16 protein-coding genes and 1 tRNA gene are annotated in these 23,022 nt (G+C 69.8%); 4 read left to right on the top strand and 13 right to left on the bottom strand.

The window, feature by feature from the left end; translation table 11 throughout:
* Positions 1-117: 117 nt before the first annotated feature.
* Positions 118-891 carry a hypothetical protein gene (locus tag QQX10_RS07145; protein WP_301121914.1) on the bottom strand — a complete coding sequence of 258 codons (774 nt, stop codon included), beginning with the start codon at positions 889-891 and terminating at the stop codon, positions 118-120.
* Between the two features lie 178 nt (positions 892-1,069).
* Here QQX10_RS07145 and QQX10_RS07140 point away from each other — a divergent pair, with 178 nt between their 5' ends.
* Positions 1,070-4,123, top strand: a complete 3,054-nt coding sequence (locus tag QQX10_RS07140; protein WP_301121916.1) for a sigma-70 family RNA polymerase sigma factor — start codon at positions 1,070-1,072, stop codon at positions 4,121-4,123.
* Between the two features lie 28 nt (positions 4,124-4,151).
* Here QQX10_RS07140 and QQX10_RS07135 read toward each other — a convergent pair whose 3' ends face one another.
* The 5 genes from QQX10_RS07135 to upp all read right to left on the bottom strand — a co-directional run bounded on the left by QQX10_RS07135 (position 4,152) and on the right by upp (position 11,351).
* Positions 4,152-4,760, bottom strand: coding sequence for a DJ-1/PfpI family protein (locus tag QQX10_RS07135; protein WP_301121918.1), 609 nt, complete (start codon positions 4,758-4,760; stop codon positions 4,152-4,154).
* Positions 4,761-4,809: 49 nt separating this feature from the next.
* Complete coding sequence (locus QQX10_RS07130) at positions 4,810-6,093, bottom strand: multidrug effflux MFS transporter (protein WP_301121920.1); 1,284 nt, start codon at positions 6,091-6,093, stop codon at positions 4,810-4,812.
* Positions 6,094-6,308: 215 nt separating this feature from the next.
* On the bottom strand, positions 6,309-7,298 hold the full coding sequence (locus QQX10_RS07125; RefSeq protein WP_301121922.1) for a ribonucleotide-diphosphate reductase subunit beta: 990 nt from the start codon (positions 7,296-7,298) through the stop codon (positions 6,309-6,311).
* Between the two features lie 29 nt (positions 7,299-7,327).
* Positions 7,328-10,249, bottom strand: a complete 2,922-nt coding sequence (locus tag QQX10_RS07120; RefSeq protein ID WP_436968581.1) for a ribonucleoside-diphosphate reductase subunit alpha — start codon at positions 10,247-10,249, stop codon at positions 7,328-7,330.
* Between the two features lie 460 nt (positions 10,250-10,709).
* The gene (gene upp, locus QQX10_RS07115; RefSeq protein ID WP_301121924.1) at positions 10,710-11,351 is read right to left on the bottom strand and encodes a uracil phosphoribosyltransferase; all 642 of its coding nucleotides are present in this window, start codon (positions 11,349-11,351) and stop codon (positions 10,710-10,712) included.
* 108 nt (positions 11,352-11,459) lie between these two features.
* Between upp and QQX10_RS07110 the strand changes: the two genes are divergently transcribed.
* The 3 genes from QQX10_RS07110 to QQX10_RS07100 all read left to right on the top strand — a co-directional run bounded on the left by QQX10_RS07110 (position 11,460) and on the right by QQX10_RS07100 (position 13,117).
* Positions 11,460-11,891, top strand: a complete 432-nt coding sequence (locus QQX10_RS07110; RefSeq protein ID WP_301121992.1) for a nucleoside deaminase — start codon at positions 11,460-11,462, stop codon at positions 11,889-11,891.
* A 4-nt stretch (positions 11,892-11,895) separates the two neighbouring features.
* The gene (locus tag QQX10_RS07105; protein WP_301121926.1) at positions 11,896-12,993 is read left to right on the top strand and encodes an FUSC family protein; all 1,098 of its coding nucleotides are present in this window, start codon (positions 11,896-11,898) and stop codon (positions 12,991-12,993) included.
* Between the two features lie 33 nt (positions 12,994-13,026).
* Positions 13,027-13,117: transfer RNA gene (locus QQX10_RS07100), tRNA-Ser, on the top strand.
* A 106-nt stretch (positions 13,118-13,223) separates the two neighbouring features.
* Here QQX10_RS07100 and QQX10_RS07095 read toward each other — a convergent pair.
* The 7 genes from QQX10_RS07095 to QQX10_RS07065 all read right to left on the bottom strand — a co-directional run bounded on the left by QQX10_RS07095 (position 13,224) and on the right by QQX10_RS07065 (position 22,940).
* Positions 13,224-14,627 (bottom strand): mannitol dehydrogenase family protein, encoded by a 1,404-nt coding sequence (locus QQX10_RS07095; protein WP_301121928.1) that lies wholly within the window; start codon positions 14,625-14,627, stop codon positions 13,224-13,226.
* Positions 14,624-16,282: a glycoside hydrolase family 13 protein gene (locus QQX10_RS07090; RefSeq protein WP_301121994.1), complete on the bottom strand. Its 1,659-nt coding sequence runs from the start codon at positions 16,280-16,282 to the stop codon at positions 14,624-14,626. Before QQX10_RS07090 ends, QQX10_RS07095 begins: the two co-directional genes overlap by 4 nt.
* Before the next feature lie 38 nt (positions 16,283-16,320).
* Entirely contained in the window at positions 16,321-17,130 is an 810-nt protein-coding gene (locus tag QQX10_RS07085; protein WP_301121930.1) for a carbohydrate ABC transporter permease, read from the bottom strand.
* Between the two features lie 92 nt (positions 17,131-17,222).
* The gene (locus QQX10_RS07080; protein WP_301121932.1) at positions 17,223-18,167 is read right to left on the bottom strand and encodes a carbohydrate ABC transporter permease; all 945 of its coding nucleotides are present in this window, start codon (positions 18,165-18,167) and stop codon (positions 17,223-17,225) included.
* A gap of 53 nt (positions 18,168-18,220) precedes the next feature.
* Positions 18,221-19,537 (bottom strand): ABC transporter substrate-binding protein, encoded by a 1,317-nt coding sequence (locus tag QQX10_RS07075; RefSeq protein ID WP_301121934.1) that lies wholly within the window; start codon positions 19,535-19,537, stop codon positions 18,221-18,223.
* A 157-nt stretch (positions 19,538-19,694) separates the two neighbouring features.
* Complete coding sequence (locus tag QQX10_RS07070) at positions 19,695-20,669, bottom strand: LacI family DNA-binding transcriptional regulator (RefSeq protein ID WP_436968580.1); 975 nt, start codon at positions 20,667-20,669, stop codon at positions 19,695-19,697.
* Positions 20,670-21,035: 366 nt separating this feature from the next.
* Positions 21,036-22,940 carry an amylosucrase gene (locus tag QQX10_RS07065; RefSeq protein WP_301121941.1) on the bottom strand — a complete coding sequence of 635 codons (1,905 nt, stop codon included), beginning with the start codon at positions 22,938-22,940 and terminating at the stop codon, positions 21,036-21,038.
* Positions 22,941-23,022: the final 82 nt, after the last annotated feature.

The raw sequence follows: 23,022 nt of genomic DNA, 5'->3' as shown, positions 1-23,022 counted from the left end.
CAAGGTCCTAAGGCCTGTGCAGTGCGCCACATGTTGCACTAATGCAAGTCAGCCGCGGGGGCAACGCAAAGGGGTCGGCACCGCCCTCAGCTCGGTACCGACCCCTTGCGCCCCCCTCTACCTCTGCAGGGACTCCAGCACGTCTCTCACGTAGTCGTGCGTTCCTGGCAGAGACTCGATCCACACGCGCGGAGGCTGCCGCATCAGGTTGCCGACGCGCATCTGCGTCGCGCGGTGGGAGATGTGATCGCGGAGGCTGGCCACGCCGGAGCCCATCTCGGGCCCGCGTGCCACCAGCACCGCGTAGACGCCGTCGGAGACGCGCGCCATCGGGTGACCCTTGCCGTACGCGTCCTGCAGCGCGCGGCCGATCGCGGCGTTGCGCGCCATGCGCTGCCACGGGTCCGTGTCGGCCGCGGCCACGTCGACCAGCACCAGCGCGTGGGAGACGGGGACGTCGTCGCCGTCGCGCTCCGCGGCGCCGTAGATCTCAGCGAGCCGGGTGATCAGGTACTCGACCGTGCCCAGGCCCGACTCCGCGTCGGTCATCAGCGGCGCGACGCGGTGCGTCGCCTCACCTTCCGTCCAGCCCTCGCACAGCGACCGCAGCGTGCGGATGGGGGCCGACTCGTAGCCGGCCGCGCGGAACAGCACCGCCATGTCGTCGATAGCCTCGGTGATGCCCACGCCGGCCATCGCGCGCGCCGTGCCGAGTCGGAAGGCCGCAGGCGCCGTGTCGAGCCGCGCCTCGAGCGCCTCCGCAAGCGCCTCCCCCGCAGGGGTGAACCAGTCGCCCGGACGGCGCCAGACCGTGCCGAGGCTCGCCGACTCCCATCGCCGCATCAGCGGCGACGGCGACTCCGCGCCTGGGGTGTTCACCTCGCTGGTCATGCCCGATGAGAGGGGGGTCCCCCACCGCTATGACGCAGATTCCGAAAGTTTTTTTCGGGCCGCCTGGCGACCACCCCGCAAGCGCCGTGTGACGAATCCCTCACGGCGCGCCTTGTCCGCTGGGATACGGACCGGGAACAATGGGATAACTCCACCTTCTGCAGGGAGCAGCCGAGTCATGAGCCAGGAGGCCCTGTCGCTCTGGACCGAGACGTCCAGCGACCCCGAGCTGATCGCGGGCGTGCGCGCCGGTGATCCGGCGGCCTTCGGCGTGCTCTACGAGCGGCACGCGGATGCGGCCCGCAAGGTGGCCTTCCACTACACGAACAGCGCCGCCGACGCCGAGGACGTGGTGTCCGAGGCGTTCTCCCGGATCCTGCGCGCGCTCCAGCGCGGCGATGGCCCGGACCTCGCGTTCCGCGCCTACCTGTTCACGATCGTGCGACGGACCGGCCTCGACATCATCGAGCGCGCCAACCGTGCGCGCCCGAGCGAGGACATGGCGCCCTACGAATCCGCCATGGGCTTCGAGGGCGGCTCCGACGAGCCGGCGATGGCGGGCTTCGAGCAGACCATGGTCGCGGACGCCTTCTCCTCGCTGCCCGAGCGGTGGCGGGCGGTCCTCTGGTACACGGAGGTCGAGAAGAAGACGGCGAAGGAGGTCGCCCCGCTCCTGGGCCTGTCCGCGAACGGCGTGGCGGCGCTCGCCTACCGTGCGCGCGAGGCGCTCCGCCAGGCGTACCTCCAGCAGCACCTCGGCGCCGCCGACTCGGTCGGGTGCCTCGAGGCCAACACGCAGCTCGGTGCCTACGTGCGCGGGGGGCTGAGCAAGCGAGAGCACACGCGCGTCGACGAGCACGTCCGCTCGTGCGACAAGTGCATGGCGCTGGTCGCCGAGCTCGAGGATGTCAACCGTGGCCTGCGCGCCGTGATCGCGCCGATCTTCATGGGCCTGCTCGGCGTCAAGGCGCTCGAGGGCGGGATGCCCGTCGGCGGCGCCTTCGCCTCGGGCGCCGCGACAGCGGGTACGGGCGCGGCCGGCGGCAGCGCCGGCGGCGCCGCGGCCGCGAGCGGTGGCGTCGCCTCGACCGCCGCGACCTCCGGCCTGGTCGGCGGCGGGCTCGCCACCATCGCGAACGGCCTGGCCGCGATCGCCATCCCTGTGGCCGCGACGGTCGGCGTGGTGTCCCTCGCCGTGACAGGTGCGAGCGTCTTCGGCCTCATCGGGCGGACCGGCGACTCCGGCGACCAGACCCCGGCGGGTGCCGCGGGCTCGCCCGCCGCGGAGTCCGTGACGGGCAGCTCGACCGCGCCGTCGGCGGACTCCGGTCAGGCGGACGATGCGGGTGACGAGCCGGTGGTCGGCGGCGACCTGGAGATCGGCGAGGACGAGGCTCCCGCCGCGGGCGCCGAGACCACCACCGCCGCGGACGACGACGGCACGCCCGCCTTGGTGCCCCCGGCAACCCAGAGCGTGACCGGGTCGGGTACCGATACCGGGTCGGGCACGGGTTCTGGCTCCGGTGCGGGCACGGGTTCCGGTACGGGCGCTGGCTCCGGGACGGGTACCGACTCGGGTTCGGGCACCGACACCGGCTCCGGCTCTGGAACCGACTCGGGTTCGGGCACCGACACCGGCTCCGGCTCCGGCTCCGGCTCCGGCACCGGCTCCGGCACCGACACCGGCTCCGACACCGGCTCCGGCTCCGGCTCCGGCTCCGGCTCTGGAACCGACACCGGCTCCGGCACCGACACTGGCTCCGGCTCTGGAACCGACTCGGGTTCGGGCACCGACACTGGCTCCGGCACGGGCTCCGGGACCACGACGACGCGTCTGGCGATCGCGCCCGCGCCGCTGAGCGTGCTCACGGTCTCGCGCCTCTCGCCCAGCCTCTCGATGTCGCTGTCGAACGACGGCGACGCCGCGGCGACCGACATCGCCGCCAGCATCACGCTCCCCGCCGGCCTGTCGTTCGCCCCTCCGGGCGCAGGTGCCGGGTCCCGCCAGCCCGCGGACGCGGCGGCGATCGCCTCCTACCTGCAGTTCGCCAACGAGGGCACGATCGAGGCGGGCGACTGGACCTGCGAGCTCACGGACGACCGCGGTGTCGCGGACTGCACGCTCGACACGCTCGCGGCCGGCGCGTCGACCGAGCTGCTCCTCTCACTCGACGCGGTGGACGCGGACGCCGTGCTGGGCGATGACGCCCTGACGACCTTCACGGCATCGTCGGGCGACGACTCGGTGACCTACTCCGTGCGCACGGCGCTCAGCGAGCGCGTCCCCGGCCTCGACCACGACTTCAGCATCACGGGCAACGTCGCGGCGACCGTGGTCGGAGCGCCGCTCCTGGGATGCAACGTCCTGCTGACCTCGTGCCAGGACGTCATGGGCTTCCGCGGCGCCGACGCGAACGTCAAGTACGACAACAACACGCAGGAGATGCGTCCGCTCAACCTTGCGGGTGGCGCGTCGAGCTCCGCGGAGACCGTCCTGAGCACCTCGCTGCTGCCGGAGGGCGCGACAGTCGTGAGCGCGACGCTGACCTGGTCAGCGAACCGCGGTCCGTTCGACTCGTGGTCGTCGGACCTGGACACCGCGATGCTCCGAGCCCCGGGCGGCGAGTACCAGGAGATCACCGCCGACGAGGTCACCTCGAACTGGTTCGTGGGCGACCTGTTCTACCAGGCCACCGCGGACATCACGGATGTGGTCGCCGCCGCCGGCAACGGCGGGTACGCGCTGGCGGACATCGCGCTGAGCGACACCTTCCGGTCGCTGGCCCCGAACTACTACGCCGGCTTCGCGATCACGGTGGTGTACGAGGACGCGAGCCTGCCCGAGGCCACCGTGCTGGTCCTCGACGGGACCCACTGGCTCTACGACGACTCGGCCGAGATCCCGTTCAGCACGGACGGCAAGGCGAAGGTGACTCTCGGCATGGTCGCCTTCGAGGGTGACCGCGGCCGCCACGACACCCGCGTCTCGATCGACGACGACACGCTCAACCCGTGGGGCTGGTCCGGCACCGGAACCATCGGCGGCAACCCCGACAACGCCGCGGACTCGACCGCCTTCGGCTCACCGTTCTCCAACAGCCTGGGCACCGACGCCAAGCTGTTCAAGACCACGAGCGTGTCCGCCGGGGACCACGTCATCGAGCTCACGAGCGGGCGGTCCGACGCGATCATGCTCAGCTCGATCGTCGTGACCATCGAGGGCGACGAGTAGGTCGGCGCCGGAGAAGGTCCACCAGGCGTCACCGCGCGGGGTCGGGGCTCCAGTCCATGTCGAGCTGACGCGCCGTGCGCTGAGCGAGGTCCACCGAGGTGGTGCGCGCCACCAGGTGGAGCGCGAGGTGGATGCCCGACGTCAGCCCGCCGCTCGTGAGCACCGCCCCCGCGTCGACCCACCGCACCCCCGCGATCACCTCCGCGACGTCACCGCAGCCGCCGAGGTCGCCCAGGTCCTCCCAGTGCGTGGTCGCGGGCTTGTCGCGCAGCAGGCCGGCACGGGCGAGCAGGAACGCTCCCGTGCAGACCGATGCGGTGAGCGACGAGGACGCCGCGAGGCGCTCGATGGCCTCGCGCAGCGCGCTGTCGGACAGCGCGCACGCGACATCGATCGTGCCGGGTACGAGGACGATGTCAGCGGAGTCGAGCGCGTCGGTGTCGGTCAAGCGCGTGAGCGTCATGCCGCCGAAGGCGACCACATCGTCCCCGCCGGGCGTCGCCAGCACGACCTCGTAGGCGGGCGGGAGGCCGTCCCGCTCGAGGAGCCGGGACGCCGTCAGGAACACCTCGTAGGGCCCGCCCGCGTCGATCAGGTCGAAGCCGTCGAACAGGAGGATCGCCACGCGCATGGTCATGACCACACGCTACCGGCGCGCGCCGCGTCGCGGTACGCGTCGTCCGTTCTCAGGCGATGACGGACGACTGGACGCGCGGTCGCACGACCAGCCAGAAGATGAGGTTGCCCACGACCAGGGCGCCCACCATCACGGTCGCCATCGAGACCACGGAGACGCCCATGAATCCGACGAGCGGCGAGATCACGCCGGCGACGCCGAAGTTCAGCGCGCCGATCAGCGACGCGGCGGTGCCGGCCTCCGCGCCGTGGTTGGCGAGCGCGGTGACCTGGACGGTCGGCATGATCAGACCCACCGACGCGACCACGAAGAAGAGCGGCACGAGCACGCCCAACAGCCCGAGCGACAGCGCGTCGGTGACGAACAGAAGGAGCGATCCGGTGAGCATGACGCTGAGGCCGACGCCCGCCACCGCGCGCGGCGCGAAGACGCGCATGAGGCGCGCCGACGTCTGGTTCGCGATCACGAGGCCGACCGAGTTGAGCCCGAAGACGATGCCGTACTCCTGAGCCGAGAGCTCGAACACCTCCTGCAGCACGAACGACGACGCCGACAGGTAGGAGAACAGCGCGGTGAACGTGGTCGCGCCGACCACGGCGATGCCCACGAAGGAAGCGTCGCCCAGGAGGTGTGCGTAGCGGGTGCGGTAGGCGCGCAGCGAGGTGCCGCCGCGCCGCTCGACGGGGTGGGTCTCGCGGATGACGAAGCGCGCGGCGACCAGGACCAGCACGCCGTAGATCGCGAGGACCACGAACACGCCACGCCAGTCGATGAAGCGCAGCAGCTGCGAGCCGATCACCGGAGCGAGCACCGGAGCGAGGCCGGTGACGAGCGCGAGCCGCGCCAGCATGCGGATCAGCGCCTGTCCGGCGAACAGGTCGCGGACGATCGCCATGGCGACGACGCCGCCGCCCGCCGCGCCGATGCCCTGGAGCACACGGCCGGCCATGACCCACTCGACGGTCGGGGCGAGGGCCACGCCCACCGAGGCGAGGATGTGCAGCGCGGTCGCGAACAGCAGCGGCCGGATGCGTCCGAACGCGTCGCTCAGCGGCCCGACGATCAGCTGGCCGAGACCGAAGCCGACGGTGGTCGCCGTGAGCGTGAGCTGGATCGCGGCCGCGGTGGTCATCAGCTCGGCCTGGACGCTCGGGAACGCCGGGAGGTAGAGGTCGATGGTGAACGGGCCCAGCGCGACGAGCGCGCCCAGCATGAGGATGTAGACCAGCTTCTGGCGCCGCGTCATGGTGCTGCCGACGACGATCTGGTGCCGGCGCGGGACAGCGACCGGCTGATCGGCGATGACGGGGGTGGGCGCCGTGGTGGCGGTCATGCAGGGGCCTCCGGAGGAAAGAGCGAGACGGGGGCCGTCTCGACGGCCCGGATGTGACGGGTGCGGGGCGCGGTTGGCACGCCGGGCACGAGACGCGAGTCGTAACGATTCGCGACGCTCCGGTATTCCGGAGACGACGAGACGCCCAGCGCGATCGCTCTGCGCTGGGCGTCTCGTGTATTTGACGAGAGTATACGGGCTCGGCGGCCCGCCCTCTAGCTGGTCTTGGTCGCCTGGGCGTTGACCTCGTACGACGTGTTCTGCTGCTCGAAGAAGTTGACGAGCTGGAGCGTGTCGTTCGCGGCCGCCATCCACTTCGCGGGGTTGGCGACGTTGAACTCGGGCTCGAAGCCGAGCTCCTCGAGGCGACGGTCCGTGAGGTACTTGACGTACTGGTTCACGTAGTCGGCGTTGAGGCCCAGGATGCCGCGCGGGAACATGTCGCGGTTGTAGGCCTCCTCCATCTCGACGGCGTGGAGGATCATGCCGCGGATCTCCTCGGCGAACTCCTCGTCCTGGAGGTCCTCGTTCTCCTCGAGCACCGTGAGGATGAGGTTGATGCCGAACTGGAGGTGCAGCGACTCGTCGCGGATGATCCAGTCCATGAGGGAGCCGAAGTTGCGCAGCAGGTTCCGCTGGCGGAAGCTCAGCGCCACCATGAAGCCCGAGTAGAACCAGATGCCCTCGAGGATGATGTTGTAGGCGATCAGGTTCCGGATGAAGTCCTTCTTGCCCTCCGTGGTGCTGATGTCGAGGGTGTCCTCGGTCATCCGCTTGATGAACTTCGACTCGAACTCCTCCTTGGCGGCCATCGACGGGACGTCGACGTGCGCCGAGTAGGCCTTGTCGCGATCGATCGGGAAGGTCTCGAGGATGTACTCGAACGTCATGCAGTGGTTCGCCTCCTCCCACATCTGCTTCGCGAGGTACAGGTGACCCTCGGGAGCGTTGATGTAGGGGTAGACGCCGAACGCGAGAGCCTTGTTGACCAGCAGCTCGTTCGGGTTGAAGTACGAGATGAGGTGGAGGAGCGCGTGCTTCTCGTCCTCCGTCATCTTCTTGAAGTCCGCGAGGTCCTCACCGAGCTGGATCTCGTTGGGGAACCAGGTGTTCGCGACGGCCTGGTCGTAGAGATCCATCGCCCACTGGTAGGTCACGGGCTTCAGGAGGAGCCCGTCCTGGACTCCGCTGCCGAGGATGGCCATGGTCTGTGTCTCCTGTCTCTATCGATCGGCTACTGGCACGACTCGCACTGGAGCCGCTCCATCGGGTCCACCGGGCAGGCGACGCCGCCGATCATCTCAGTGTCCCCGGAGGCGACGGTCTCCACCACATCGAGCAGGGCCGCGCTCGACGGCGCCGCCGCCGAGGTCGAGAGCTGCTGGGCTGCGGGCTCCGGCGCCGGCTCGGGAAGGGTGACCGGCGGCACCTCGGGCTGCTCCTGCGGAGCGGTCGCGAAGGCCTGCGCGGCGATCGAGGACAGGACCGACGCGGGGGCCGCCGCCGGAGCCTTCTCCTCGGGGGTGGTCGCCACGGCCTCGCCGTCCGTGACCGCGGGGATCTCGGTGGTGGCCGGGGCCGGCTTCTTCGCTCCGCCGAAGCCGCCGAAGCCGCGTGACGCCGAGGCGGGAGCGGCCGCCGCCGTGGTCGACGGAGCCTCCTCCGCCTGAGCCTCCGCGACCGGGGCGTCCGCGGCGGGCGCCGCGGCGGCCTTGGCGCCGCCGAAGCCCTTGCGGGCGCCGCCGAAGCCCTTGCGGGCGCCGCCGCTGGCCGCGCCGCCGGCCGCACGGCCCGACGCGGAGCCGGTGCGGTTGATGTTCTCCGTCTTGTTGACGCGCACCGTCGACTGCTCGGCGGTGTGGCGCGGCTTCATGTGGAGGTAGTAGGTGGTCTTCACACCCTTCTCCCACGCGAAGGCGTACAGCTCCATCATCTTGTCGACGTCGCGGTCCTCGAGGTAGATGTTCCGGCTGATGGCCTGGTCGATCCACTTCTGCGCGCGGGCCGCCACCTCGAGGAAGGCGTGCGGGTCGAGCTGGAAGGAGGTCTTGTAGACGTCCACGAGGTGCTGCGGGACGCCGTCGACCTTGCTCAGGTCGCCCTGGGCGGCGAGAAGCTGGTCCTTCACCTCGTCCCAGATGCCCAGCGCCTGGAGGTCCTTCACCAGGTTCGTGTTGACCTCGAGGAACTTGCCCGAGGAGGTGTTGCGGGAGAAGATCTGCGAGAACTGCGGGTCGAACCCGGGCGTGGTGCCGGCGACCAGGCCGATCGACGCGGTGGGCGCCACGGCCATGAGGGTCGCGTTGCGGATGCCGCCCTTGACCTTGTCGCGCAGCGTGTCCCAGTCGAGGCGGGTCACGCGGTTGACCGTGACCGGCACGCCGCGGTCGGCCTCGACCTCGGCGATCGTGTCGAAGGGCACCTTGCCCTGCGACCAGCCGGAGCCGGCGAAGTTGTTGTACGAGCCACGCTCGCGGGCGAGGTCGGCCGAGGCGTCGATCGCGTGGTAGCTGACGAACTCGACGATCTGGTCGATGAGGTCGTAGGCCTCCTCCGACTCGTACGCGAGGCCCAGGCGCTCGGTGATGTCGGTGAAGCCCATGACGCCCAGGCCCACCGCACGGTTCTCCTGGTTGGCGAACTCGGACTCGGGCACGGACGACAGGGTGATGTCCACGAGGTTGTCGAGCTGGCGCACCGCGAGACGCACCGACTGCTCCATGCGGTCCCAGTCGATCTTGCCGTCGACCAGGTGCTGCGGCAGGTTCACGGACGCGAGGTTGCAGACCGAGATGTTGTCGCGGTCCTGCGGCAGGCAGATCTCCGTGCAGAGGTTCGACAGGTGGATCGTGCCCGTGTTGGTGTTGAGGGCACGGTTGTTGATCGTGTCCTTCCAGGTCAGCCAGGGGTGCGAGGTGGTCTGGAGGGTGACCAGGATCTGCTTGTACTGCTCACGGGCGCGCATCTTGCGGAAGGTGCGCATCTTGCCGGCCTCGGCCAGCGCGACGTACTCGGCGTAGCGGGCCGAGAACTCCGAGCCCACGAGCTCCACCAGGTCGGGGGTCTCCGCGGGGTCGAACAGGTACCAGTCCTGGTCCGCGGCGACGCGCTTCATGAACTCGTCGGAGATCCACACGGCGGTGTTCGCGGTGCGGGTGCGGCGGTAGGGGTCGCCGGAGTTCTGGCGCAGGTCGAGGAACTGGTGGAAGTCGAGGTGCCAGTTCTCCATGTAGAAGGCGAGCGCGCCGAACTTCTTGCCGCCGCGGCTGACCGCGCGCAGCGTCGAGTCGATCGTGTGCATGAACGGGATCGGGCCGGTCGAGGTGGTGTTGTTCGACCGGATGGGCGACCCCTCCGAGCGCAGCTTGGTGACGGACAGGCCGATGCCGCCGGTGCCCTTGGTGAGCCACATGACGTCGCGCACGGACTTGGCGATGTGCTCGATGTCGTCCTCCATCTGCATGACGAAGCAGTTGGAGAGCTGCGGGTAGGAGGTGCCCGCGTTCACCAGGGTCGAGCCCGCCGGCAGGTAGTCGAGCGTCGAGATCTTCTCGTAGAACTTCAGCGCGGTCCCGGTCGGGTCGGCCTCGTTGAGCGCGAGACCCATCGCGACGCGCATCCAGAAGTACTGCGGCACCTCGAGCGACTTCCGGTGGCGGTCCGTGATCATGTAGCGGTTGCGCATGGTCACCGTGCCGATGTACTTCAGCAGGTCGTCACGCGTGTGGTCCAGCGCGGCCGCGAGGGCGTCGAGGTCGAACAGCTCCTGGAGGCGGACGTCGAGCAGGCCCTCCTCGATGGCGTCGCGGATGTACCCCGGGAAGCGCGCCTGGTGGAGCAGAGCGAGCTCGAGCTCGGTGTCGTAGCCGCCGAGGACGCGCTTGTAGATCACCTTGCGGAGCAGGCGTGCGGCGACCATGTCGAACTGCGGGTCGTCCTTGACGTTCTGGACGGCGACGCCGATGGCGGCCTCGTCGAGCTGCTCCGTGGTGATGCCGTCGAACAGGGTGATCGCGAGCTCGGACGCCACCTGGGTGGTGATCGCGATCTGGTCGGGCAGGCCCGCGGCCGCGCGCTCGATCGCCTTGTTGATGCGATCGGCGTCGTACGGCTCGCGCGTGCCGTCACGCTTGGTGACGTGGATGCCGCCGGCCACGACCGGGACCGCCCCGGTGGTCGTCGCGGCCTGCGCCGCTGCGTTGTTCTCGGTGATCGTCACGGTGCTCCCCCTCGAGAGGCTCAAAGACGGGCCCTGCCAGGCCCTGCGAACGGATGTTGAGGTGACGCTCGCTGGACGGCGAGTCCCGGGGGTACCAGCCGTCGTCGTCCGTGTGAGGCGTGCCTTGAATCTAGCGCGGAATTACAGGCTTGTCGAACTAGATATAGGGGGTGTCCTGCATTTCTGCCCCTAGATGTTGTGGTCTTGTGGAGAAACCTGTGTAAAGAGTGTGGACAGTGCGGCGTGTCCTCCACACCCGAGGCGCGTTCCTGTTGAACACTGCTCCGTCCGCCCGGCTTCCCACCTCTCGAGACTCTCACCGGGGTCTGACATCGCCCGCGCAGACGACGGCGCCGCACCGTCCGCGAGGGACGATGCGGCGCCGGAGAAGAGCGGTCTAGTGGTCGACGATCCCGTAGAGCCGGTCGCCGGCGTCGCCGAGGCCGGGGACGATGTATCCGACCTCGTTCAGCTTCTCGTCGACCTGGGCGACCACCACGGAGACGTCCGCCCGGTCGCCGATCGCCTCGCGCACGTGGTCGATGCCCTCGGGCGCAGCCAGCAGGCAGACGCAGGTCACGTCGGTCGCGCCGCGCTGCAGCACGTACTCGATGGCCATCACGAGCGAGCCGCCCGTCGCGAGCATCGGGTCGATCAGGAACACCTGCCGGCCGGTGAGGTCGTCGGGGAGGCGGTTCGCGTACGTGATCGCCTCGAGGGTCTCCTCGTCGCGCTTGAGGCCCAGGAAGCCGACCTCGGCGCTCGGGATCAGCCGGGTCATGCCGTCGAGCATGCCGAGCCCGGCGCGGAGGATCGGCACGATCAGCGGCGCGGGGTCCGCGATCTTGGTGCCGGTCGTCACGGTCAGCGGCGTCTCGACCTCGCACTCCTCGACGCGCACCTGGCGCGTGGCCTCGTAGGCGAGCAGCGTCACCAGCTCGTCGACCAGCAGGCGGAAGGTCGGGGACTTGGTCTCCTTGTCGCGCAGGACGGTGACCTTGTGGCGGATGAGCGGGTGATCGGCGACGTGCAGCTGCATGGGTCGAGCGTATCGCCTGCACGGGGGTCGGGACAGGGCGGTGCACGCCCCTGGGAGGGGACGATGCGCCGGTAGCCTGGCCGCGTGGACGGACGGTGGGACGAGGCGATGGGCATCGCGCTGGACGAGGCTCGCGCGGCGGGCGACGCGGGCGATGTGCCCGTGGGTGCGGTGGTGCTCGACCCCGACCGCGCCGTGATCGGGACTGGACGCAACCTGCGCGAGGTCGAGGGCGATCCGGTCGCGCACGCCGAGGTGGTCGCGATCCGCGCCGCCGCATCGTCCCTCGGCACGTGGCACCTTGACGGGTGCACTCTCGTCGTGACCCTCGAGCCGTGCCTCATGTGCGCCGGCGCGGTCCTGCAGTCGCGGATCCCGCGCATCGTCCTCGGGGCGTGGGACGTGAAGGCGGGGGCAACCGGCTCGCAGTGGGACGTGGTGCGCGACGCGCGGCTCGGCGCGAAGGTCGAGGTGGTGCCGGGCGTCCGTGCCGCGGAGTCGGCGACGCTGCTCTCCGCCTTCTTCGAGGCCCGCCGGTGAGCCGATGAGCGAGGAGGCACGGCGCCGCGACATCTGGGTGGACGGCATGCGCCGGGCGGTCGCCAGCCTCGGCACGCTCGCCCCTCCGAAGGAGCCGCGGTGGCCCATCGCGCTTCAGACGACGATCGTGCTCGCGGTGCCCCTGATCCTCGGCGCCGCCCTCGACCGTTTCGAGCTCGGGCTGATCGCCTGCGTGGGCGCGTTCACCGTGCCGTACTTCGCGGCGCTGCCGCGCCTCGAGAGGCTGCGCCTGCGGCCCCTCGCGGGACTCGTGCTCATCGCATCGTCCGCGCTGGGGTCGGCGCTCGGGCCGTACCCGCTGGCCGCCGCAGCGGGGCTCGCGGCCGTCGCGACCGCCGTCGGCGCGGCCGTCCACGGCTACCGGCTCGGCCCGCCCGGGCCCCTGTTCCCGGTGATCGTCTACGGGATGTCCGCGCATGCGGTCGCGGGGGGCGAGAGCCCGCTCACGCTCGTCGGCTGGGTCGCCGCCGGCTGCGCCTTCGCGGTGATCGCCTCGATCGCCCCGCTGATCCGCCGCACGCACTGGCACGTCGAGCCGCGCCCCCTGCGCGTGCTGCTCGCGCCGCCGGAGTGGGACCGAGGCGCGAGGGAGCTGGTCATCCGCACCGCGATCGTGGCCGTGGTCGGGACCGCCGTGAGCCTCCTCTACACGGACCCCGAGCGTGCCTACTGGACCGTGGCGGCCGGAGTCGTCGTCGTCGGGATCGTCCCCGGTCGCGGGATCGCCGTCTCGCGCGGCCTGCACCGCACCGTCGGGACCCTCGCCGGGGCGCTCGCGTTCCTCGCGATCGGCTCGCTGCCGCCGAACCCGTGGCTGCTCGCCGCGATCCTCGCCGCCCTGCAGTTCATCACGGAGATGTCCATCACCCGGCACTACGCGGTCGCCACCGCCGCGGTCACGCCGCTGGCCCTCACGATCGTCACGTCGGCGACCGGCGACTTCGGGACGCACGCCGTGATCGGCGAGCGCGTGCTCGACACGGTGGTCGGCGCGGGGCTCGCGGTCCTGACCGCCCTGGTCCACGCGCCCGGGCCTCCGGGACGCCCCAGCATCAACCCCCCGCCCCGTCCGGCCGATTAGGTCGCAGGGTGAACAACGGGTATTCTCTTCCGCGGTGACGTGTCCGAGCGGCCGAAGGTGCAGCACTCGAAATGCTGTGTACGGTAACCCCGTACCGTGGGTTCAAATCCCACCGTCACCGCCATACGAGATCTCGCATGCTCGTCGACGAAGGCCCTCCCCATGGGAGGGCCTTCGTCGTATCCCCGGGGCGTGGGCCCCAGGCTGCGGCCGCTGTCCGCGAGGTGACGTCAACGGAAGCCTGGCTCCGATGCGACCCCCTCGAGGAACGCCCTCACCCCTCGGTCGCGAATCGATGCGATGTCCCTGGCGAGCGCGGTGCGGAACTCCGCGTAGCCGACCACCGGCTGGAGGATGTCGACCTCCTCGGCGAATCCCGACGGGTCCTCGGAGGCAGCCGAGGCCGCAGCGCGGAGCGCGGACGGCACCTGCGGCTGCGCGTCGCCGACTGTGTTCGCACATGCGTGAACCCAGCACGCGAGCACCGCAGTCGAGGCGCTCACCGGTCGACCTGCGCGCAGGTTGTCGAGCACGACCGGAATGAGGAACGCGGCCAGGCGGTTCGCCGAATCCGTCGCCAGACGCTCGAGAGTGTCGGCGATCGCGGGATTCCGGAACCTCTCGAGAAGCGACTCCGCGTATGCGCTCACATCGGTGTCGGGCACCGGTGGCAGCGTCGGGCGCGCCTCGGCCATGTACCGCCGGAGGAACTCCTCCACGAGGGGATCGCCTGCCGCCGCCGCCACGCTCGAGTGGCCAAGGAGGATCCCGGAGTAGGCCATGGCCTGGTGGCTCGCGTTGAGCAGGCGCAGCTTCATCAGCTCGAAGGGTGCGACATCCGCCACCAGCTGGACACCGGCCTCCTCGAGCGGAGGGCGCCCGAGGGTGAAATGGTCCTCCAGCACCCATTGCGCGAACGGCTCAGCGGGAACCGGCCAGTCGTCGTCGAGCCCGAACCGCGTCCGCACGAGCTCGCGGTCCTCCTCGGTCGTCACCGGGGTGATGCGATCCACCATCGAGTTGGGGAACGCCACCGCACGATCGACCCAGTCCGCGAGCTCCTGTTCGCGGCGACCAGCCGCATCGACGACCGCACGTCGCGCGGCGTCACCGTTGTGCGGAAGGTTGTCGCACGACATCACCGTGAACGGCTGCACTCCTGCTGTGCGTCGCGCCTCCAGTCCCTCCGCGATGAGGTCGAAGACGTCGACAGATCCCTCGGCAGGTGGGCCGCCGCGGCGGTACCCGCCCTCGGTGATGGTGAGCGAGACGATGCGTACGCCAGGGTCGGAGAGACGTTCCAGCACCGCATCGCGATCGTCCGCCGCCATCAGGTGGTCGACGATCGAGCCGATGATCGTCGGGGAGGGTTCGCCGATGCCCGACTTGAGCACCAAGGTGTACAGATACGACTGGTCCTCCAGAACCTGCTGCATCCGCCGGTCTGCCGGGCGCGTCCCGACGCCGCAGATCCCCCAGTCCTGGCCCATGCCGGCAGTCATCAGCCTGTCCAGGTACATCGCCTGGTGGGCGCGATGGAAGTTCCCGAGCCCGAAGTGCACGATCCCCACGCGGATGGCTTGACGGTCGTACTCCGGGTGGGGGACGTGTGTCGCCTCCGTCAGGTCCGTCATGATCCCGCCTCCTCGGCGATCGATGATTCGTGGAGCTCGCCGAACCACACCGTGGTCTCTCCCGGGATGGTCGGCTCCGAGGTGAGATCCGAGCTCGAGAGCAGCACGCGTCCGCCGTGGCTCCACCGGACGGGCTCGCTCGAGAAGTTCGTCACGCTCGTCAGGCCACCCTCGCGCTCGATCACGACGAGGTCGCCGTCCCGGCGCACGGCGGGGAGCCCCGACACACCGCCCTCCGTCCTCAGCAGTCGCCGCAACGCGATCGCGGAGCGATACAGGCTGAGCATCGACCCTGGATCACGCTCCTCGACATCCGCCGCATGCGACGCGAACCAGCGCGGCTGCGGCAGGTGGCTCCCATTCGCGCCGAAGCCGAAGGACCTTCCGGCCGCCGTCCACGGAAGCGGCACACGGCACCCGTCACGCCCCTTCTGCCGCCCCTCGCTACGGCGCCAGATCGGATCCTGGAGGTCCTGGATCCCGATCTCGCTCACCTCGTGCAGCCCGAGCTCCTCTCCCTGATAGAGGTACACCGAGCCCGGGAGGGCCAACACCAGCATCGCGGCCGCACGTGCTCGCCGATCACCCTGGAGCGCCTGCGCGGGGCTGAGCGGCCGACCCTCGAGAAGCCAGGCGTCGAGGTCCGCACCGTCGGGGAGGGCATAGCGGGTCGCGTGCCGGACCACGTCGTGATTGGACAGCACCCACGTCGAGGAGCTGTGCGCCTCGTCCGCGAATCGGAGGTTCCGGGCGATGATCTCCGCGAACGCCGCCGCATCCCACGGCGCACGCAGCAGGTCGAAGTTGAACGCCTGCCCGAGGCTCTCGGGAGACGCGTAGCGCACCCGGCGTGACGCAGGGACCCACGCCTCCGCCACCGCCATGCGGGGCGGGTCGTACCGGTCGAAGAGCTCCCGCCACTCGCGATAGATCTGATGGAGCTCGTCGCGGTCGTAGAGCGGGTCGGACCCATCCTCCGGGAGAAGCGAATCGATGGTGGGCTGACTGCGCAGCGGATGCGCAAGGTCCTTGACCAACGTGTGCGCCACGTCGATGCGGAAGCCATCGACGCCACGGTCGGACCAGAAGCCGAGGATCGCGAGGAACTCCTTCCTCACGTCCGGGTGCGACCAGTTGAAGTCCGGCTGCTCCTCGGCGAAGAGGTGGAGGTAGAACTGACCGTCGGGGGTCCGCTCCCAGGCCGACCCGCCGAAGTGGGACTGCCAGTCGGATGGCGGCTCGGACCCGTCAGCGCCCGCTCCCTCCATGAACACGTAGCGTTCGCGCTCCTCCGACCCGCGAGGTGACGCGAGCGCAGCACGGAACCACGGGTGCTCGGAGGACGAATGGTTCGGGACGATGTCGATGATGAGCCGGATGCCGGCTTCGTGCAGCGCTTCGATCAGGTCATCGAGATCCGCGAGAGTGCCGAGCCTGGAGTCCACGTCACGATAGTCCACGACGTCGTAGCCGCCGTCTGCCAGCGGCGACGGGTAGAAGGGACTGAGCCATACGGCGTCGATCCCGAGACTGCGCAGGTAGTCGACCCGCGAGATGACCCCGCGGAGGTCGCCCAGACCGTCGGCGTCGGAGTCCGCGAAGCTCCGCGGATAGACCTGGTAGACCACCGCATCCCGCCACCAGTCGGGGTCCATCAGGGGATCGAGGGCCACTGCTGCCGCATGCTGAGATGTCACTTGACCGCTCCCATGTTGACGCCGCGCATCAGGGTGCGCTGAAAGAGGATGAAGAAGACGAGCGCCGGCAGGATGCCGACCACCGCCGCTGCCGCCGTGGTCACCGGGTCGCTCGTGTACTGGCCGAAGAGCGAGCCCAACGCGACAGACACGGTCTGGTTGCGGCCGGACGGGAGGAGCACCAGGGGGATGAAGAACTCGTTCCACGTCCACACGAAGAAGAAAGCGCCCAGCACCATGAGCGTCGGCCGGACGAGCGGCGTGACGATCTGCGTGAGGATGCGGAAGCGGCCCGCGCCGTCGACCCGCGCGGCCTCGAGCACCTCGTCCGGAACGCTGGAGAGCACCGACGACAGAAGGTAGGTGCCGAAGGCCGCCTGGAGGACACCGATGATGATGATGACCGCGAGCTGCGAGTCGTACAGACCCACATTCTTGGACATGAAGTACAGCGGGTAGACGAGCGCCTCCTGGGGGAGGGTGAACGCGACCATGAACAGCGCGAGGATCCAGAATCGGCCCCGCACCCTCCCGACCCCGAGCCCATACGCCGTCAGCAGGCTGAGCACCACGCCGAGGGCCGCGACGCCGACGCTGATCAGCACGCTGTTGAGCAGCTTGTTCGTGAAGTCGACGCTGACCCAGAACTCTGTGAGGCCGGAGAGGTCGAAGCCCTCGGGAAGCGCCAACGGGCCGTTGCGGGCGTACTCCTCGGACGTCTTCACCGAGTTGATCACCGCCAGCACGATGGGTGAGAGCATCGCCAGGGACAGCACGACGAAGCCCCCGAGGATCACCCAGGACATCGGCGTTCGACGGTTGATCGCCGAGCGCTGTCGACGGACGGGCCGGTGCGGCGATGCCTTCGCCGGCGTCGTGTTTGAGGCTGTCGTCGTCACTATCGTGATCCCTCCTGATGGCGGTGCTGGATCGCAAGAAGCACGACCGCGAGCACGGTGAGCAGCACGGCGAGCACGGTGGAGATCGCGGCCCCGTACCCGACCTTCAGCGTGCTGAAGAAGTTGTAGAACGCGAAGTACGAAGGAACCATCGTGGCGTTGGCCGGCCCGCCCGCGGTGAGCACGTAGATGGGCGCGAAGACCTTCAGCGCTGCCACCGTGGTCGTGAGCAGGATGACGATGATCTCCGGCGCGAGCGAGGACACCGTGATGACACGGAATCGCTGCAGCCACGACGCGCCGTCCAGACTCGCCGCCTCATGCAGGGCGGGATCGATTCGCGACATTCCGGCCACGAAGATCACGACCGTGTAGCCCAGCTGCAGCCACACCAGGATCACCATCACCGTGGGAAGCGCCAGGCTCGGATCGCCGAGCCAGTTGCTCGCCGCCTGGTCGAGTCCGACCGCGCGGAGCGCCGCGTTGACGGCTCCCGTCTGGGGCTGGAGAAGGAAGTCCCAGAGCACGCCCGCGACCGCGATCGGGATGATCTGCGGCAGGTAGATGACCGTCCGGAAGAGACTCGATGTCGCGCCGCCGAAGCGCGGCGCGAGGAAGTCGAAGAGCAGCGCGGCGAGGAAGAGCCCGGCGAACGTCGGGATGATCGCCATCGCGACGATCGTGGCGGCGCTGTTGCCGAATGCCCGCCAGAAGGTCGCGTCTCCCATCAGCGCGGAGTAGTTGTCCAACCCGACGAACTCGGGGGTCCCCACACCGGACCACTGGGTGAAGCTCAGTCCGAGGTTGGCGAGGGCCGGAACGATCACCACGATGATGAGCCCGAGCAGTCCGGGAATGAGGTAGCGGTAGTAGCGACTGGCTTCTCCGCGCTTGAGCCGTCCGTCGGTCCGTCGTGCGGAGAGGGTGCGCGTCGTCGGTGTCATGGTCGTCCCTTCGGGAGGGGCGGGCGCCGCGTCGGCGCCCGCCCCCGGTCCCATCACAGGCCGGCGTCGGCCTTGCCGGTCTCGTATGCCGCGCCGATCGTGTCCAGGAACTCGTCGGGCGTCGTGCTGCCGAGCACGAGCTGCTGCCCGGCGGCGAGGAAGACCTCGTAGTAGCCCGCGACCGGCCAGTCGGGGTACAGCCCGAGCGCGTCGTCGGCGAGGATCTGGTCGAAGTCGTCCACCGCCATCTGACCCACCGGATCGGTGACGCTCGCCCGGTCCGCGGCGACGGGGATGCCCCCGAGGTTCGCGATGGCCGTCTGGACCTCAGGCGAGAGCGCGTAGTCGATGAAGTCGTAGGCGAGCTCCTTGCTCTCCGACTGCGCGGGCACGACCCAGATGTGGCCGCCCGAACCGAGGCTCAGACCGCTTCCGGGGAACCTGAACGTGCCCCACTCGAAGTCCGTGATGTCCGTGGCGAACTCACCGTGGAACCATGAGCCGCTCACGAAGAACGGATTCGCTCCGCTCTTGAAGCCCGTCGCAGCACCGACCGAGTCGATTCCCGTGGCGTCCGCGCCGATGTATCCGGCCTCGGTCCACTCGGCGATCTTCTCGGCGGCGAACGTCCAGGCCGCGTCGTGGAAGTCGACAGGTCCGTCGAAGAACTGGAAGTCGCGCACCCACTGCTGGTCGGCCTCGCTCAGGGCGAGGGCGTACACCAGATGGACCAGAGGATAGTCGGATGCACCCAGGGCGATCGGGGTTACGCCGTCGGCCGTGAAGTCGGCCATGATCGTCTCGAATTCCGCCACGGTCGTGGGCGGCTCGTAGCCGCGCTCCGCGAGCACGTCCACGTTGTAGAAGACCGACACATACTCGCCGTAGCCGGGCACGCCGTACAGGGCGCCGGACCCCATGAGCCCTCGCTCGTCGTACCGGCCCACCGTCTGAAGGCTCTCGGGCAGGATCTCGGTCCACCCGCGCTCGACGGCGACATCCTCGAGGTCCGTGAGGAGGCCCGCCTTCACGACCGTGCCGGCCGACGCATTGCCCTTCGGGTATTCGAGGATGTCGGGCGCCTCGGGTGAGTTCAGGATCATCTGTCCGGTCTGGCGCAGCTGGTCCCAGGACTTCGTCTCGAAGGTCACCTCGACCTCAGGATGAGCAGCCTCGAACTCATCGAGAGCCATCTGCCATCCCTGTCCGATAGGCGAGTCCGGCGACTGGATCCACCAGATCGTCAGCTCGTCCGGCGACTCGCCTCCTGCTTGCTCCCCCGCATCCGCACTGCACCCCGCGAGCCCGAGGGCGAGCGCACCCGCCGTCACCGCTGCCGCCCCGCCGATGATTCGTCGTGTCGTGCTCATGTGTGAAACCTCCTTGTTTCCTGTGCGACTCTCCGCCGCCGCCACGCCGCAGTTATCGACGCGCGTCGATGAACCATAACACCAAAGTCGACGCGCGTCGATAGAACGACGTGGGATCGCTACGGTCGGCGGGTGCGCGACGTCGGTCGGCGGGTGCTCAGCGTCGGCTGGCGGGTGCGCGAGCGACGCTCTGCCGCTCGGTGGTGGCCGCTCGCACCAGCTCGGCGATCGGATGGGCCGACGCGCCCTCGACCCTGTCGATGAGGGCGCCCACGGCGCGCGCGCTGATCTCGTGAGGCGGTGCCGAGACGTCCGACAGCTCAGGCACGACCATCTCCATCGCGACGCGACCCTGGTTGAGCGCGAGAACCGACAGGTCCCGCGGCACGTCGAGACCGGCCGCGGTGACGGACTCGAGCAGACCGATCGTCGCCGGCTCGTTGACCTCGAGCACGCAGGTGGCCTCTGGCGCGATACGCCTCATGTCGAGGAAGGCCTGCCGTCCCCCGCGGATCGACAGCGGGGCGTGGACGGTATGGAGGCGAGCGCCTGCCCGCCCGGACGCACGCTCGAGCGACCGCCGCATCCGTGACACCGGCCCGTATCCGCTGCGGTCGATCTGCTCGGTCTGGCTGAGGAGGACCAGTTCGCGATGGCCATGCTCCCCCACGTAGGCCACGGCGCGTTCAGCGAGGTCGTCGAAGTCGGCGTCCACGTGGTTGGCCTCGGGACGCGCATCGTCCCGCCCCACGATGACGTACGGCGTGCCGAGCTTGTCGAGCACCGGCAGGCGCGGATCGTCGGTGACCACCTCCATGAGCACGACACCGTCGACGAGGCCCTGCGAGAGGACGAGCTTCCACTCGTCAGTCTCGTCGACAGGATTCGACCAGAGGAGGAGGTGGAAGCCACGACGACGGGCCGCGTCCGACACCGCGGCGATGTACTCGGATTCCGTGGTGCTGATCGGTCGATCGCCCAGGGGCCAGTGCAGGCCGATCATGCCGCGCCACCCTCCCGCGAGGCCCCGCGCCAGAGCGTTGGGCGTGTAGCCGAGCTCGGCGATCGCAGCCCGCACCCGGTCGCGCGTCGCCTCGGAGATCGGGCGCTCACCACTGAGCACGTAGGACACGGTGCTTGCCGAGACTCCTGCTCGGCGGGCCACATCGGCCCGTGTTACGGCCACGCCGCCTCTCCGCTCTCTGGTGCCAGATACCTCCACGAGCCTCCGAAGGCAGACCGACGACGTACCTGTGGTCGCCCGATGCCGGACGATGCGGTCTCTCGCCCCCTGCTGCCTCCAGCTCGCGGATCGATTCTAGGCGAATCGCGCGACCACCCAGGCGGAACGTGGACGCTCCCCGGGTGCCCCCCGGGGAGAACGCCGACCTGCGGAGTGCTCCGAGCGGAACAGGACGCGAAGCACGCAACGAGGGCCATCGCGGCCCCGCGCCGCTCGCGCGCCGCCGTCCTCACCTCCGCGTACCGCCGCCTGGGGTCACCGGAGGGCGCGCACCCGCAGCCACACGAAGCCGTGCGCCGGGAGCACGATCCCCGCGCCGATCTCCACCGCGGCGCCGGTGACGAGGTCGACCGCTCCGCTCTCGAGGCCCGAGAGCGTGAGCGCCTCCACCGTCACCGGGTCGTCCCCGACGTTCGCGAGCACCAGCACCCGAGGGTCATCGGCGGTCGGACCCGGGCGCTGATAGCCGAGCACCCCCGGGTCCTGCACGTGGAACGGGATCAACGCGTTGCCCCCGAGCTCCGGCGTCGCCGCGCGCACGGCGATCAGCCGCGAGATCCGGTGGAACAGGCGGCCCGCGACCGTCGTCGGATCGTGGCGCTGCTCGTAGAGACCGACCGGACGGTAGGGCCGGTGGACCCACCGGGTGTCGCCCGCCTCGTCGGGCCGCTCCCGGTACGAGTAGTCGTTGACCTGGCCGACCTCGTCACCCAGATAGATGAGCGGGATCCCGCCGGTCGACATCGCGATGGCGTGGGCGAGCACCACCCGGTCCTCGCCGCCCGCGTCGCCCGACTCGACTCCCGCGAGCGACGCGGTGGTGCCGGTCACGCGCGCGTCGCCCGTCCGCGGGTTCTCCTGGAACGGCACGCCGCGCGCGAACGAGCCCAGCGCCTGCCGCACGTAGAAGTCGTTGAGGAAGCGCCGGTGCGGCCCGCCGACCACGCCGAACTGGATCGCGTCCTCGTCCGCGAACGTCCAGCCGATGTCGTCGTGGCCGCGGACGTAGGTGGCCCACGCGGTCCCCGGCGGAAGGTCGTGACGCGTGTCGAGCGCCTGCTGGAGCAGGCGGGCGTCGCGGGTCGCGAGCGCCTCCCAGGTGAGCGCCATCTGCAGGGGGTTGTACGAGAGCTGGCACTCGTCGGGCGAGATGAACTCGATGACCTCGTCCGGGTGGACGATCGCCTCCGACTTGAACAGCATCGCGGGCGCCGCGATCCGCACCACCGCGTTGAAGGCCTGCAGCAGGAGGTGGGCCTCGGGCAGCGACTCGCAGGCGGTGCCGATGCGCTTCCAGATGAAGGCGACGGCGTCCATCCGGAGCGCGGCGACGCCCTGGTTCGCGAGGAACAGCATCTCGCCCGCCATGGCGCGGAACACCGCCGGGTTCGCATAGTTGAGGTCCCACTGGAAGTGGTAGAAGGTCGACCAGATCCACCTGCCGTCAGGCAGCTGGATGAACGACCCGGCGTGGTCGTCGGGGAAGATCTCCCGCGTGGTCCGCTCGTAGAGGTCCGGCATCTCCCGGTCGGGGAAGATCAGGTAGAAGTCCTCGTAGCCCTCCTCCCCGGCGACCGCCCTGCGCGCCCACTCGTGCTCGTCGCTCGTGTGGTTGAAGATGAAGTCCACCACCAGGGAGATCCCCGCGGCCCGCAGGTCCGTCGCGAGCTCGGCCAGCTCCTGCATCGTCCCCAACCGCGGGTCGACGCGCCGGTAGCTCGACACCGCGTACCCGCCGTCGTCGTCGCCCTCCGGGCTCTCGAACAGCGGCATGAGGTGCAGGTAGGTGAGGCCCAGCTCGCGGAAGTACGGGATCTGCTCGCGCACCCCGGCGAGCGTCCCGGCGTAGCGGTCGACGTAGCACACGCCGCCGACCATGCGCTCGGACTCGAACCACCCGGGATCCGCCTCCAGGGCGCGATCCCGCTCGCGCAGGTCGGCCGGGCGGGCACGCGCGGAGGCGGCCGCCTCGGCGACTACCGCAGCGAGCTGCTCGAACGCATCGTCCCTGGTCCCGTAGAGCCGCCCGAACAGCGAGTGGAGGCGCGCGAACTGGTCGCCGACGCGACGGCGGAGATCCTCGTCCGGCCCGTGCTCCGCCTCGATCGCGGCAAGGATCCGTTCCTCGTCCACACCGGCGTCGGCATCGAGAAGCGTCATCGTCGTCCCTCCGTCATGACGATGCTATCGATCCGGCGCACGCATCGTGCGTCTCGAGCGCGCCGGGCTTCCCGCACGGTCC

The sequence above is a fragment of the Demequina lignilytica genome (genome assembly GCF_030418305.1).
Lineage (GTDB): Bacteria > Actinomycetota > Actinomycetes > Actinomycetales > Demequinaceae > Demequina > Demequina lignilytica.
The sequence above is the reverse complement of the archived record's forward strand: the minus strand, read 5'-3'. Positions and strand labels throughout refer to the sequence as shown.

What these genes read in the sequence shown, in the direction of transcription:
- QQX10_RS07090 (WP_301121994.1), bottom strand. Translation starts at nt 16,282, where the DNA reads ATGGACCCCGACTGGTGGCGGGATGCGGTGGTCTACCAGGTCTATCCG.
- QQX10_RS07085 (WP_301121930.1), bottom strand. Translation starts at nt 17,130, where the DNA reads ATGTCCTGGGTGATCCTCGGGGGCTTCGTCGTGCTGTCCCTGGCGATG.
- QQX10_RS07095 (WP_301121928.1), bottom strand. Translation starts at nt 14,627, where the DNA reads ATGACGGACCTGACGGAGGCGACACACGTCCCCCACCCGGAGTACGAC.
- QQX10_RS07140 (WP_301121916.1), top strand. Translation starts at nt 1,070, where the DNA reads ATGAGCCAGGAGGCCCTGTCGCTCTGGACCGAGACGTCCAGCGACCCC.
- upp (WP_301121924.1), bottom strand. Translation starts at nt 11,351, where the DNA reads ATGCAGCTGCACGTCGCCGATCACCCGCTCATCCGCCACAAGGTCACC.
- QQX10_RS07125 (WP_301121922.1), bottom strand. Translation starts at nt 7,298, where the DNA reads ATGGCCATCCTCGGCAGCGGAGTCCAGGACGGGCTCCTCCTGAAGCCC.
- QQX10_RS07130 (WP_301121920.1), bottom strand. Translation starts at nt 6,093, where the DNA reads ATGACCGCCACCACGGCGCCCACCCCCGTCATCGCCGATCAGCCGGTC.
- QQX10_RS07110 (WP_301121992.1), top strand. Translation starts at nt 11,460, where the DNA reads ATGGGCATCGCGCTGGACGAGGCTCGCGCGGCGGGCGACGCGGGCGAT.
- QQX10_RS07065 (WP_301121941.1), bottom strand. Translation starts at nt 22,940, where the DNA reads ATGACGCTTCTCGATGCCGACGCCGGTGTGGACGAGGAACGGATCCTT.
- QQX10_RS07075 (WP_301121934.1), bottom strand. Translation starts at nt 19,537, where the DNA reads ATGAGCACGACACGACGAATCATCGGCGGGGCGGCAGCGGTGACGGCG.
- QQX10_RS07135 (WP_301121918.1), bottom strand. Translation starts at nt 4,760, where the DNA reads ATGACCATGCGCGTGGCGATCCTCCTGTTCGACGGCTTCGACCTGATC.
- QQX10_RS07105 (WP_301121926.1), top strand. Translation starts at nt 11,896, where the DNA reads ATGAGCGAGGAGGCACGGCGCCGCGACATCTGGGTGGACGGCATGCGC.
- QQX10_RS07080 (WP_301121932.1), bottom strand. Translation starts at nt 18,167, where the DNA reads ATGACACCGACGACGCGCACCCTCTCCGCACGACGGACCGACGGACGG.
- QQX10_RS07145 (WP_301121914.1), bottom strand. Translation starts at nt 891, where the DNA reads ATGACCAGCGAGGTGAACACCCCAGGCGCGGAGTCGCCGTCGCCGCTG.